A 12,166-nucleotide genomic window follows, 5' to 3' on the forward strand; every position below is an offset into this window, starting at 1 on the left:
GCGCAGGCGTTTCGGATGATATCGACGGCTCAAGTCCATCTATGCAACGACCAAACTGCTGCCGGCCGACTTGATTTGTTCGCCGATCTCCAGAGGCGGCTCTCTGTCGGTTACGACTTCATCCACCGCTTCGAACCCACAGACGCGCACCAAGCCCTGGCGCCCGAACTTCGAGTGGTCGGTCACCACCAGCCTCCGCCGCCCGCGAGTCAAAACCGTACGGGCAAATTCCGCCTCTTCAAGATCATAATCCATCATGCCCTCCGCATCGACGGCGCCGGTGGAAATGATTGCATGGGTCACGGAAAAGCGGCTGATGAAATCAATGGCGGTCGTGCCGAAGGCAGCCCCGTTGTCGCTGCGCAATTCACCGCCTGCCATATAGACCCTGTTGTCGTTCAGGGTCGCCAGAGTGCGGGCGATGTCGGACGAGTTGGTCACGACGGTCAGCCGGCGATGACCGGTCAGTTCCCGTGCCAGAAAGCTTGTCGTGGTGCCTGTATCCATCATAATCGAGTCGCCGTCGCGTATCGTCGCGGCAACGATCGCCGCAATACGCCGCTTCGCCTCGCTGTTTTCCCGCATCCGGCGCTCGAATGGCGCCTCCGCGACCGTTGAGGCAAGGCTGATCGCGCCATGGGTCTTCACAAGGTTGCCACTGCCGGCCAGCAGCTTGATGTCGCGCCTGATGGTCTCGAGCGACACGTTAAGCTTGCGCGCAAGAACTGAAAGGGCAACTGTTCCTTCGTGCTCCAGCACCCGCAGGATCTCTCGCTGTCTCTTTGAAGTGGGCATTATCTTCCCTCTGTCCGGCAATCGCCCCGGTTCGTCATGCCCCAGTTTCTCCTCGAATACCACACAATCGGTCATGAAATCACAAAAAACCACAAAGCGAGATTGACAAATCCGCTAGCTTGGCCCGAGACTGAAGACCTACACACGCTCGTCATCAGATACGAAAAGTACGGGGAACGACGACCGGGTGCCTTGCCTGTTCTGTGGATTTTCAACGGGCTCTACTGGGAGAACTCGAATGCTTCAGCTCGACTGCAGGCCAGGGACAGTTGCCTCCGCATGTCTGATCACCGCCTGCCTCTTTGCTGCGCCTCATTCGGCGCAGCTGACCTCAGATACAACCAAGCTGGCGCCTCATGACTAAACCGCCCAGCCCCCTTCAACGCCATCATCGCGACCGGTTCAAATCAGCGGGTGCGGCGCGCGTAGCGGAGCCGATGGCGTGACCCACTTTCCCACGACCCCCAAATGCGAAGATCGCATCGCAGCCCTCCCCTGCTGGAATGGTCCCATCGAGATCTCGGTACTGAAGGGGGGGCTCAGCAACGAAAGCTTCCTGGTCGCCGATGCATCCGGCCGCCATGTCGTGCGGTTCGGCACCGACTATCCCTTCCATCAGGTGGACCGGTCTCGCGAACTGATGACGGCGCGTGCCGCGCACGAGGCGGGCTTTGCACCGAAAGTGGAATATGCCGAGCCGGGGATCATGGTGTCGAGCTTCCTCAACGCGAGGACGTTCGCCGCTTCAGATGTTGTGGCGGAGCGCGAACGGATCGCACGACTGCTCAGGCGCTTCCACAAGGAGATGCCGCGTCACGTCACGGGCGCTGGCTTCATGTTCTGGCCCTTCCACGTGGTGCGTGATTATGCCCGCACGCTTGAGGCCGGGGGCAGCCGGATGATTCCCGAACTTGCGCGCTACATGGAGATTGCCGAGCAGCTGGAAGCGGCACAGACCTCGCTTCCGATCGTCTTTGCTCATAACGACCTGCTTCCCTCCAACATTCTCGATGATGGCGAGAAGCTCTGGCTGATCGATTTCGAATATGCAGGGTTTTCGACGGCGATGTTCGATCTTGCCGGTGCAACATCCAATGCCGGCCTGACACCCGAGCAGTCGGAGGAGTTTCTCGTAGCCTATTTCGGCGACTCGCCCTCGCCCGATATCCGCCGCTCCCTCGCCGCCATGCAGTGCGCCTCTCTCCTGCGCGAAGCCATGTGGAGCATGACGTCTGAACTCTACCTCAATGCACCGGGCGCCGACTATGTCGGCTACACCGCCGAAAATCTCTTGCGCCTGCAAGAGGCGCTCGACCACTACAACTCAGTCTACGGGAAACATGAGTCATGACCCTGCCTTCACACGCCCAGATCGTCGTTATCGGCGGTGGCATTATCGGTTGCTCCACCGCTTATCACCTGGCGAAAGACCACAAGGCAGACGTCCTGCTCCTTGAGCAGGGCACTCTCACATCGGGCTCCACCTGGCACGCGGCGGGGCTTGTTGGTCAGCTCCGCTCTTCGGCCTCGATCACGCGCGTGTTGAAATATTCGGTTGAGCTCTACAAGGGGCTGGAAGCAGAAACCGGACTGGCAACCGGCTGGAAAATGACCGGCTGCCTGCGACTTGCCACCAACCCGGATCGCTGGACCGAGTTCAAGCGCCTCGCCACCACGGCGGGCAGTTTCGGCATGGAGATGCATCTGGTCTCCCCTGAAGAGGTGAAGCGGATGTGGCCTCTGATGAATGTCGACGATCTTGTCGGCGCAAGCTGGCTGCCAACGGACGGGCAGGCGAGTCCCTCCGACATTACCCAATCGCTCGCCAAGGGCGCGCGTATGCACGGCGCGAAGATCGTCGAAAATGTACGGGTCACGGGCTTCGAGATGAAGGACGGTCGAATCACGTCGGTGAAGACGGACCAAGGCGATGTCGTCTGCGAGAAGGTGGTCAACTGCGCCGGACAGTGGGCGCGCCAGGTTGGTGATATGGCCGGCATCAATGTGCCGCTGCAGCCGGTCAAACACCAGTACATCATCACCGAAAGGATCGACGGGCTTTCAACCGATGCTCCGACCATCCGGGATCCCGACCGGCGTACCTATTACAAGGAAGAGGTGGGCGGACTCGTCATGGGCGGATACGAGCCCAATCCGCAGCCCTGGCTCACCGGGGACCTGCCCAACGATTGGGGCTTCCGCCTGTTCGACGACGACTTCGACCATTTCGAACAGCATATGATCCAGGCCATTGAACGCGTTCCGGCTCTTGAGAAAGTTGGCGTCAAGCAGATGATTAACGGCCCTGAGAGCTTCACGCCGGATGGCAATTTCATTCTTGGTGTGGCGCCGGAATGCAGGAACATGTTCGTAGGCGCCGGCTTCAATGCCTTCGGCATCGCCTCGGGTGGTGGCGCGGGCTGGGTGCTGGCGCAATGGGTGGTTGAAGGCGAGGCTCCACTTGACCTCTGGGTTGTTGATATCCGTCGTTTCGCTGACATGCACCGTGACCGCCAGTGGGTCTGCGATCGAACGCTCGAGGCCTATGGCAAACATTATACCATTGCCTTTCCGCACGAAGAATATGAAAGCGGCCGCCCTCGCCTCATCTCACCGCTTTACGACCGCCTCAAAACCTCCGGCGCCGTCTTCGGCTCCAAACTGGGCTGGGAGCGCCCCAACTGGTTTGCGAGGCCAGGCATCGAGCCGAAGGACATTTATTCCATGGGACGGCAGAACTGGTTCAAACCGGTTGGTGACGAACATCGGCATGTGCGCGAGGCGGTCGGCGTCTTCGACCAGTCGTCCTTCGCGAAATTTGAATTGAGGGGTCCGGATGCCCTGAAGGCACTGGACTGGATCTGCGCCAACGAAGTCTCGAAACCCGTCGGTGTCCTCACCTATACACAGCTCCTCAACACACGGGGCGGGATCGAAGCCGATGTAACTGTTGCCCGCATAGCGGATGACCGGTTTTACATCGTCACCGGTACCGGCTTTCGCACCCATGATTTCGGCTGGATAAGAGACCACATCCCCGAGGGCCTCGACTGCACCCTCTCCGATATTACCGAAGAATGGGGAACGCTTTCGCTGATGGGCCCCAAGGCGCGCGCAGTCCTTGAAGCTATCACCCCCGCCGATGTCTCGAACGCCGGATTCCCTTTTGGCCACGTGCGCGAGATCACCATCGGCAGTGTCACTGTGCGGGCGTTGCGCGTTACTTATGTGGGCGAACTGGGCTGGGAGTTGCACGTCCCTATTTCCGCTCTTGCCGAGGTCTATGACGTGCTGATGGCGGCAGGCTACGCCCATGACATTCGCCCGATCGGCTACCGCGCACTGGAATCGCTCCGGCTTGAAAAAGGCTACCGTGCCTGGAGCTCCGATATCACCCCCAATGATACGCCGATCGAAGCAGGTCTCGGGTGGGCGGTCAAACTCAGGAAGGACACAGATTTCCTTGGGCGGCGGGCGCTCGAAAATGCGGTCGGCCAACCCCTGAAAAAGCGCCTGATGGGATTCACTGTCGATGATCCCTCGATCGTCTTGGCCGGCCGAGAGACCATCCTTCGAGACGGCGAGCCAGTCGGCTACCTAACCAGCGGCGGTTATGGATACACGCTCGGGAAAAACATCGGCTACGGTTATGTCCGCAACGCGGAAGGCGTCGGCGACGACTATCTGAAGAACGGGACATATGAGCTTGTGGTAGCGGCGGAAAAGACGCCAGCCAGCCTTCATTTCGGACCGATGCTCGACCCGTCCATGGCGCGGATCAAGGCATGAGATATAGCCAGCACTTTGGGAGCAGGGCGTCCCCCATTTCTCCCGATCATCGGCGGCAGTGCCATTCGCGCTGCCGGGTCACGTCCTGTCTGGTCCAAGAATAGCCACGAGGGCGCCGGCTGGCGTCCTCAATCTCGATCCTTCGAGACCGACAAGGCGCCCTCCCCGTGACGCTGTCGAGCGGCAGCGTCCGCGAATGAAAAGCCGATTGGCAGCTGACACCGTCTATGCCCGATCACACCTTTCCGCGTTGGCCACTGCCGTGTTGGAACTCTGTGGCTCGCAGCAGGGGAAGGTTGGCTACCGGTTCGGCACTGGTGTTGACAGCTGTCAACATCAAGGGAGCAGATGGCTGAAGGCAGGCCCTCGGATCGCGAGACCATTCGCGGTGCGGAGACCCGCCGCCGAGAAAACCAATCCGCCCTCCGCGCCTACAAAAGGTTCGCGTCTGTATCCCGGTAGCCGCGCCGACGCTTAACATGACATAGCCGGGCGGCCATGACCGGGGCATCTTCCACCCGCTCGACCAACTGCGTTCGGCTTTGGCCATGGGTGCCAATGCGCCCCCAATGGCGCCTCACGATGGTCTCGCCAAACAGGGTCTCCTCGATCGTCACGAGATAGAAGCGGGCCATATTCTTCGCGGGGTCGATACGGTGCAGGTGGATCGCATCAAATGTTCTCACTGTCATGAAACGATTCTCGGCCGCCACGATCCGGCGGTCCAACGACTAATTGGAATCGATTGGCCTTCTCCGATTCAAAATAGTGATGACTTCTTTCGTCGATCAGCTCTCGCTGGCAGCTGTTGACAGCTGTCAACAGCTCAAAGGCAGGGGCGCTCGAGCCGAAAGGGGCTTGCTTCCTCGACAAAGACGGAGATCATGTCGCCGCATCCTGCCAGGCGAGGACGCTTGAGAAACTCATCCGGCGACACAAGGCAGAACACGAGGAGCATCATGGGAAGAATGGATGGTAAGATTGCAGTCGTGACCGGCGGCACGCAGGGGCTTGGTGCCGAAGTTGCGCGGCTCTTCGCGGAACGCGGTGCGGCGGGATTGGTAATCTGCGGACGCAGTGTCGAAAAGGGGCAGGGGAGGGCAAGAGACATTGGCGCACGCTACGGATGCCCGGTCGAATTTGTGTCAGCCGATCTGGAGCAGGTATCAGATTGTCGCCGGGTGATCGCTGCGGCAAAGACGCGGTTCGGACGGATCGACGCCTTGGTAAATGTTGCCGCCATCACGGACCGTGGCACCATTTTGGACACTGACCCCGACTTGTTCGACCGGATGTTTGCCATCAATACCCGCGCACCATTTTTCCTGATGCAGGACACGATCCGGCTGATGATCGAGACAGAAACCGAGGGCACGATCGTCAACATCTCCTCCATGTCTGCCATGGCAGGCCAACCGTTTATTGCAGCCTATTGCGCGTCCAAGGGTGCGGTCGACACCCTCACCCGTAACACCGCCTTTGCGCTCCTCAAGAACCGCATTCGGGTCAATGCCCTCAACATCGGCTGGATGGCGAGCGACGGCGAGGACCGCATCCAGCGGGTGCATCATGGCGCAGACTCCGACTGGCTGGAAAAGGCTGCCGCCCGCCAGCCCTTCGGGCGACTTGTGGATCCGGCCGAAGTGGCGCGCGCCTGCGCCTATCTTTCGTCGAACGAATCCGGCCTGATGACCGGCGCCACTATCAACTTTGATCAATCGATCTGGGGAGCCTATGAAGACAGTCCGCATCCCAGGGCCGCGATGGCGCTCTGAACGGCGCGGGCTTGAAAAGCGCCTTGGCCTTTTTTACGTCTGGGGAGAGGGGCCAAGACCCGGCAATGCCGTTCGCCTCCTCTCCTCCTCACAAGCAGGGTTGAGCCGGGGTCGTGAAGAAAACAAGGATCTAACCTGCCTATAGCCCTGCCTCACCATGGACACGCAACGAGGGCGGAGGCAGGTATGGGTCCGGTCCACCTGCGCCCAGAAAGCGCTTGCAGAGAAGGAGCAGAGGCCCTGCCGGTTAGACGGAGCACCAAGCTGTGGATCGTATGAAAAGGACACCGTCCGACTGAAGGAAGTACTTTCTTAGACTACTCCTCCGCGATACAATCGAAGCATCTCCTGCAAGCGGGTCCGGACCGCGCAAATCACAACACGCCCTTATGCGGCACCGCAGGTTGAACACCCGGTAGCGAACCTTAAAGCCTTGCTAGCTTTCGTTTAATGATTCGTTTACCATCAATTCAATGTCTTACGATCTGGCGAAATTGCCATTGCAACGCCTATTGCGCCCCCTTGTGGAGACCGGGGCTGCACTGGCGCGCCTCGATGAGCGGGTATCGCGATCACCTGTCAGTGATGGCTGGATCGCGCGAATGCATTTTGCCGATGCCTGTGCATCCCTGTGGATCGACGGGGAGCTGGTACATCTCGAAGATCTCGTTCTCCATTCCACCGGCCACGATGTACGGGCGCCCAGTCACGAACTGACCATCGCCCGCGACGTTCTCAAATGCCGCAGAAGGATTGCTGGCCAGCCAGCCGATTGGGCATTGCAGCCTGAGGGGCTGCGCGCGTTGCGGGGGCAGGGCAGTATGGCACCGGAAACAAAGAGCAGCGCCGCAAGGCGAGACCCGACAGACATCGCGAGAGATGAAGAGTGGGGGCGTCCCACAGTCGCAGATCAGACCGATACGCTTGCGGCCGAGCTGGCCGCAATGGACACATTGCTCGCCCGGTCGAGCGCAACGATTGAAAATGCAACTACGGTGAAAGGCGTAACATCGCCCGACAAGGACCCGCTTCTCTACGACCAGGACTGGGATGAAGATGCCCGGCTCGACGAATGGCGCGGCGTTCTGCGTCAGATTGAAGATCTGCCGGCGCTGCTCCAGGCGGTGATTGCTCTTGATGCCTGGAACGATATTGCCGTCCTGCAACATGCTCCTTGGCTGGGGCGGCTGCTGGCAGCCTCGCTGCTTCGCCGAGCGGGTGTGACGACATCGGCCCACCTCGCCGCCATCAATGTCGGCCTGAAGACGATACCCGTCGATCGCCGCCGCCATGGCCATCGAGATATTCGCCTCCTCGCTGTCCTGCAGGCCTTTCAGGCTGGCGCGGACATTGGGTTGAAGGAGCACGACCGGCTCGCACTCGCCCGCCAGATGATGGAGCGCAAACTTTCGGGTCGCCGCGCTTCGTCCAGGCTTCCAGACCTCATCGATCTCGTCATTGCACAACCAATCATATCGGGCGGCATGATTGCCGAGGCCCTCGGCGTCACACCCCAGGCGGCTCGGCGGATCGTGACGGAACTTGGTCTGCGAGAGGTGACAGGGCGGGGACGGTTTCGCGCCTGGGGCATCATGTGAGCGGGCTCACAGGCACCTTGTCGCCAGGAAGCCTCGCGGCGCTCAGAGCGAGAGGCGCTTTTCGTCGTCGATCAGCGTCAGCCGGGCCGGCGGGACCTCACTCCATGTCCAAAGCACCAGGTTGAGATCAGTTGCCGTCGCTCCTGGCGCAAAGCTCCTTACCAACAGTCCGTGAAAACCTGCCGCAGCCAAGCGCCGTGAAAAGGCCTGAGTGGCGGCCTCGCCTATACTGTGCATCTGATCGCGCCAGGCGGGATCCGCGAGAGCCGAAGCGTCCATCCCTTCAACCTTTAGCGCCGCTTCATCCCGGCAGTCGAACACACGCTCTATGTCTGCGTCATACGACACCAGCGTTGTGGGTTGCAGACTTCCGGCCTGGTTTGCCTCGCGCAGCGCCGTCATTACCGAAAGGGAAGTGTAGAGTGCCTGTGTGCCCTTTCGATTGAAGCGGCCGCCATAAAGTTCCGCACCACGCCCTGACATGGGCGATCGGGCATAGATCGGGTTCAGCGCCCTATAGAGCGCCCCCTGAAATCGGATCGCCATGTCAGGCGTGCACGCCGGCGTCGACCGCGTCGATGTAATCGAGAACCTCTTCGGCGCGCCCGTCCCGAACGAGTTGCATCGCCGTCATGCCGGAAAATCCCGGAAGGGGTTCCGAGCGATACCAAGCATAGGCGACGAGAGCCGAGCCGAAGCGCGGTTCCAACTTGTTGACGATTTCCGTCATTTCCCGCAGGCGGCGCTGGGTCTTGTCCGAGCGGATCCGATCCTTGCGCTGGATAGCGTCCTTGCCGAGCCCGGCGGTTCGGGCGATCTCCTCGCTCGTCGTGCGCAGGACCTCCGCGATTTTGCGCGGCGAAAACAGTCCCTGGTCAGCATATTGCGCAAGTCCCACGTCTTCGGCTCCCGATCCTAATACGGACATTCTGACGCAATATAGCGTCAGTTCAAGTGTCATACAAGTTCCGATGACAGGACGAGGGGCAGAAGAGGCGTCGAGGCTGCACCGGGATCAGGGGAGGGTAGGGTCGCGAAAAGCCGGGCGCTTTTAGGATGCTACTCGTTTTTCCCGGAACCATCCGGGACACGCCTTGTTCGAAGCCATGCCCAGCCGAGAGCATGGCAGGAGGTCCGGACATGAAACTGCAGTCGATTTTTTGAAGACAGCAGGTCTGCGGCGCTTCCAGAGGCACCCAACCAAGGAGCAGCCTGATGTTTTATACCGATAACATTCTCCAGTTTCCCGTTCGTGTCGAACGCCCCGACCCCCTCTTTGCCCGCGCCCTGCAGCAGGCCATCGGCGGTGTCGAAGGCGAAATCCGCGTGGCCATGCAATACTTCTTCCAGGCTTGCGGTGCACGCGGCAATCCGAAATTCCGTGACCTCCTCATGAACACCGCCGCTGAAGAGCTCGGGCATATCGAGATGCTGGCGACGGCGGTTGCCCTCAATCTGGAAGGCGCACCTTTGAAGCTTCGCGAAGAAGCGGCTGCCGACCCTGTGGGCGGTGCCGTGCTCGGCGGCATCAACCTGAAGAACCTTCTGTCTGCAGGTCTCTCGGCCATGCCGGTTGATTCTGACGGTGTGCCCTTCGACATGTCCCACATATATGCCAGCGGCAACATTGCGGCGGACATGACCGCTAACGTGGCGGCTGAGTCAACCGGTCGCGTCCTTGCCGTGCGGCTTTACAACATGACCAATGACCCCGGCATGAAGGAGATGTTGTCCTACCTGATTGCCCGCGACACCATGCACCAGAACCAGTGGTTGGCCGCTCTGGAAGAGCTTGGCGGAGCGCAGGATGTATTCCCGATCCCCAACAGCTTCCCGCAGGAAGAGGAAAACCGCGAGTTCAGCTACGCCTTCCTGGGTTTCCAGAACGATGGCAGTGAGCCCGTTCAGGGCCGTTGGTCGGAGGGCCAATCGATCGATGGCAATGATACCTTCACCTCTCGTGCGATGAAGCCGATGGGCGAAAAACCCAATCTCGGTCGAGCCAAGCCCAGTAGCGGCGCCCAAGCCGAACAGCTCTAGGAGGCTCAGATGAACCGAAGAGCTTTCGTCATGGCAACCGGCGGCGCGATGGCCGCCGGTGCGGCTGGCACAATGGGGCTGGCCGCCGAAAAAAACAAAGGTCCAAGCCCCCTGCGGCTGGGACCATCATACGTTACCAACAGGGAGCAGTTTGCCGAGATCCCTGATCTCGCTCCTGGCCACAGACTTTCGCTGCGCCGTCGGCCAGACCGGCGCTTTGACCCGGAAAGTGTCGAAGTGGTGAGTGAAAGCGGTGCCGCGATCGGGTTCCTGCCGCCCGCTTCGTCGGCAATGCTGGCAACCATGATGGATGAAGGGGGTTCGGCTTTTGCGCTCGTCGGGGACCATCCCAGGCAAGGTCAGCCGTTGGCAGTGGACGTATATTTCATCTTGCCCGCGCATGCTTGAACGATATCCACGGTGTCAGGGTGCCAGCATGGTGCCCTGGTACCACCCATATAGCACCACGACACATCGCGACGAGGAGAAGCGCATGCGCACGGCATTGGGACGGGTCCTGGGACTAGGATCATCGAAGACCGGCACGGAAGATTTCATCAAGGACAAGCTTCGGGCCGTGGCCCTGTTGATCCTGACCCCCTATGTGGTCGGACTTGCCCTCTGGCTCTTCGGCCGTCCGCTAGGCGAAATTCGCGCCGCTCTTGCTTCACCTCTCGTGTCGATCCCCATCGGCATTTTCATCGCCGTCAGCATCCTGCACATGCAACTCGGGATGAAGACCATTATCGAGGACTATGTGCATCACGGCGTGAGCAAACACGCGCTGCTCTTTCTCAATTCGGCCTTCTGCATGGTTCTCGGAGCCGCAACCCTGTTCGCGCTGTTGAAGCTGGCGCTCGGCCTCGGGACGCCGTAACCCGATCATCGCACTTCCGTCCAAAGTGTCTTCATCACCATCTCGGCCAGGCGCCGCCCGGAAAAGGTCGGCGGCCAGGCGAGGGTGAGCTTCAGGTCATAGGCCGGGTCCAAGGCGATCGCCGATAGCGGTTCCTCGACGTCGGCGAAGGACGCCTCCGGTAGCACGGCGAGAAAGCCGTGTTGAAGAACGAGGTTGACCAGGATCGGCAGAGAATCGATCTCCACCAGCGTCATCGCCTCCCGCTCGGGCTCCGTCATCAGCCCTTCTAAAAGATCGGAGAAGCGCTGACGCAGCCCACTGCGCTTGCTCGGCACGGCAATTGGCAGTCGTTGCAACAGGCTCCGCAGACTTTGCGCACTGTCGCTCATCAAGGCCGGATGCCCGACGACTGCGAGCCGAAGGCTTGCGACGACCTTTTGCTCCAGATGCGCGGGCACGAGGTCGGTGTCGAGCAAGGCAAGGTCGAACTGCCCGGTCTGCAGTCCGGCGAGCAGATCCTCGGCCGTTGTGCTGGAGATAAAGAGCGGCGTCTTCGGCCGCTCCGATAGCCAGCGGGCGGCAAGGGCCGCGAGTTGGCGCGCCGTCTCACTCTCATGTCCGAGCGGGATGATGGTGCCGAGTCGGAAGGTCGAGATGGTACGGCGAAACGCGTTGTCGGCCTGTCCGGTCATGCTCTGCCAAGTGGTCTCCAACATTTCGGCGAGCACCATGAGTGCACGACCGGCCGATGTTGGCTGCGTGCCACGGCCGCTGCGCTCGAGGAGGGGCTGGCCGACCATTGCTTCGAGACCCGCGATCTGCCGCGACAGTTGCGGCTGGCCCGTCTGCAGACTTTGTGCCGCTCGCCGGATGCTGCCGGACCGCACGACCTCGCAAAACCGCCGCAAAGCGAGAAGGCTTATGGTGTTGGCCGGTTTGGAGCCCGGTCCGGCAGGCGCAAAGAGGCCATGCACTCTCAGACAGATGTCGGCTGCTTGCTCAAGTTCCGATCGCAGGCGCTGCGCCTCGAGTGTGGGAGCACTTCGCGAGGGCGCCTTGATGATCAAAGGCGTGGCGAGCGCCTTTTCCAGACGGGAAAGAGCGACAGATACGCTGGCAACGGGACGTCCTAGCGCACGCGCAGCCTGACGCAGTCCGCCTGTCGTCAAAACCGTGTGGCCGGCGATCAGCGTGAATGTATCCATTCAGGCCCTCAGAAGACTGGGACACGGCTATCCGCATCCCCTGTTCAACATATGGGATATCCCGCTCCGACGATAAAACAATACACTTTCATCCCTCACGACACG

General features: G+C 60.5%; 12 protein-coding genes. 7 read left to right on the top strand and 5 right to left on the bottom strand.

Annotated features, from left to right (window positions below; genetic code table 11):
* Nucleotides 1-39: 39 nt before the first annotated feature.
* Nucleotides 40-795 (bottom strand): DeoR/GlpR family DNA-binding transcription regulator, encoded by a 756-nt coding sequence (locus FJQ55_RS19750; RefSeq protein WP_140831208.1) that lies wholly within the window; start codon nt 793-795, stop codon nt 40-42.
* 442 nt (nt 796-1,237) lie between these two features.
* Here FJQ55_RS19750 and FJQ55_RS19755 point away from each other — a divergent pair, with 442 nt between their 5' ends.
* Nucleotides 1,238-2,146 (top strand): choline kinase family protein, encoded by a 909-nt coding sequence (locus FJQ55_RS19755; protein WP_140831210.1) that lies wholly within the window; start codon nt 1,238-1,240, stop codon nt 2,144-2,146.
* Nucleotides 2,143-4,584 carry a GcvT family protein gene (locus tag FJQ55_RS19760; protein ID WP_140831212.1) on the top strand — a complete coding sequence of 814 codons (2,442 nt, stop codon included), beginning with the start codon at nt 2,143-2,145 and terminating at the stop codon, nt 4,582-4,584. Before FJQ55_RS19755 ends, FJQ55_RS19760 begins: the two co-directional genes overlap by 4 nt.
* A gap of 431 nt (nt 4,585-5,015) precedes the next feature.
* Here the strand turns inward: FJQ55_RS19760 and FJQ55_RS19765 are convergent, their stop codons facing one another.
* Complete coding sequence (locus tag FJQ55_RS19765) at nt 5,016-5,276, bottom strand: WGR domain-containing protein (RefSeq protein WP_140831214.1); 261 nt, start codon at nt 5,274-5,276, stop codon at nt 5,016-5,018.
* 267 nt (nt 5,277-5,543) lie between these two features.
* Here FJQ55_RS19765 and FJQ55_RS19770 point away from each other — a divergent pair, with 267 nt between their 5' ends.
* Nucleotides 5,544-6,359 (top strand): SDR family oxidoreductase, encoded by an 816-nt coding sequence (locus tag FJQ55_RS19770; protein WP_140831216.1) that lies wholly within the window; start codon nt 5,544-5,546, stop codon nt 6,357-6,359.
* Nucleotides 6,360-6,823: 464 nt separating this feature from the next.
* Nucleotides 6,824-7,957: an RHE_PE00001 family protein gene (locus tag FJQ55_RS19775; RefSeq protein WP_140831218.1), complete on the top strand. Its 1,134-nt coding sequence runs from the start codon at nt 6,824-6,826 to the stop codon at nt 7,955-7,957.
* Between the two features lie 42 nt (nt 7,958-7,999).
* On the opposite strand, the gene FJQ55_RS19780 is transcribed toward FJQ55_RS19775, so the two are convergent.
* Together FJQ55_RS19780 and FJQ55_RS19785 are read right to left on the bottom strand one after the other, a co-directional pair.
* Nucleotides 8,000-8,503: an RES family NAD+ phosphorylase gene (locus FJQ55_RS19780; RefSeq protein ID WP_425467561.1), complete on the bottom strand. Its 504-nt coding sequence runs from the start codon at nt 8,501-8,503 to the stop codon at nt 8,000-8,002.
* Nucleotide 8,504: 1 nt separating this feature from the next.
* Nucleotides 8,505-8,855: an antitoxin Xre/MbcA/ParS toxin-binding domain-containing protein gene (locus FJQ55_RS19785; protein ID WP_140831221.1), complete on the bottom strand. Its 351-nt coding sequence runs from the start codon at nt 8,853-8,855 to the stop codon at nt 8,505-8,507.
* Nucleotides 8,856-9,172: 317 nt separating this feature from the next.
* Here FJQ55_RS19785 and FJQ55_RS19790 point away from each other — a divergent pair, with 317 nt between their 5' ends.
* From FJQ55_RS19790 to sdhD, 3 genes are all read left to right on the top strand, one after another.
* Nucleotides 9,173-9,997: a manganese catalase family protein gene (locus FJQ55_RS19790; protein WP_140831222.1), complete on the top strand. Its 825-nt coding sequence runs from the start codon at nt 9,173-9,175 to the stop codon at nt 9,995-9,997.
* Nucleotides 9,998-10,006: 9 nt separating this feature from the next.
* Nucleotides 10,007-10,405, top strand: coding sequence for an HIRAN domain-containing protein (locus FJQ55_RS19795; protein ID WP_140831223.1), 399 nt, complete (start codon nt 10,007-10,009; stop codon nt 10,403-10,405).
* Nucleotides 10,406-10,490: 85 nt separating this feature from the next.
* Nucleotides 10,491-10,874, top strand: coding sequence for a succinate dehydrogenase, hydrophobic membrane anchor protein (sdhD, locus tag FJQ55_RS19800; RefSeq protein ID WP_161597006.1), 384 nt, complete (start codon nt 10,491-10,493; stop codon nt 10,872-10,874).
* Between the two features lie 5 nt (nt 10,875-10,879).
* Here the strand turns inward: sdhD and FJQ55_RS19805 are convergent, their stop codons facing one another.
* Nucleotides 10,880-12,061 carry a LysR family transcriptional regulator gene (locus tag FJQ55_RS19805; RefSeq protein WP_140831225.1) on the bottom strand — a complete coding sequence of 394 codons (1,182 nt, stop codon included), beginning with the start codon at nt 12,059-12,061 and terminating at the stop codon, nt 10,880-10,882.
* Between the last annotated feature and the right edge of the window lie 105 nt (nt 12,062-12,166).

This window comes from Rhizobium glycinendophyticum (assembly GCF_006443685.1).
Classification (GTDB): Bacteria; Pseudomonadota; Alphaproteobacteria; order Rhizobiales; family Rhizobiaceae; genus Allorhizobium; species Allorhizobium glycinendophyticum.

Bases quoted from the DNA above. Each gene is read 5' to 3' on its own strand.
- FJQ55_RS19795 (WP_140831223.1), top strand. From the start codon at position 10,007: ATGAACCGAAGAGCTTTCGTCATGGCAACCGGCGGCGCGATGGCCGCC.
- FJQ55_RS19805 (WP_140831225.1), bottom strand. From the start codon at position 12,061: ATGGATACATTCACGCTGATCGCCGGCCACACGGTTTTGACGACAGGC.
- FJQ55_RS19765 (WP_140831214.1), bottom strand. From the start codon at position 5,276: ATGACAGTGAGAACATTTGATGCGATCCACCTGCACCGTATCGACCCC.
- FJQ55_RS19790 (WP_140831222.1), top strand. From the start codon at position 9,173: ATGTTTTATACCGATAACATTCTCCAGTTTCCCGTTCGTGTCGAACGC.
- FJQ55_RS19770 (WP_140831216.1), top strand. From the start codon at position 5,544: ATGGGAAGAATGGATGGTAAGATTGCAGTCGTGACCGGCGGCACGCAG.
- FJQ55_RS19750 (WP_140831208.1), bottom strand. From the start codon at position 795: ATGCCCACTTCAAAGAGACAGCGAGAGATCCTGCGGGTGCTGGAGCAC.
- sdhD (WP_161597006.1), top strand. From the start codon at position 10,491: ATGCGCACGGCATTGGGACGGGTCCTGGGACTAGGATCATCGAAGACC.
- FJQ55_RS19760 (WP_140831212.1), top strand. From the start codon at position 2,143: ATGACCCTGCCTTCACACGCCCAGATCGTCGTTATCGGCGGTGGCATT.
- FJQ55_RS19780 (WP_425467561.1), bottom strand. From the start codon at position 8,503: ATGGCGATCCGATTTCAGGGGGCGCTCTATAGGGCGCTGAACCCGATC.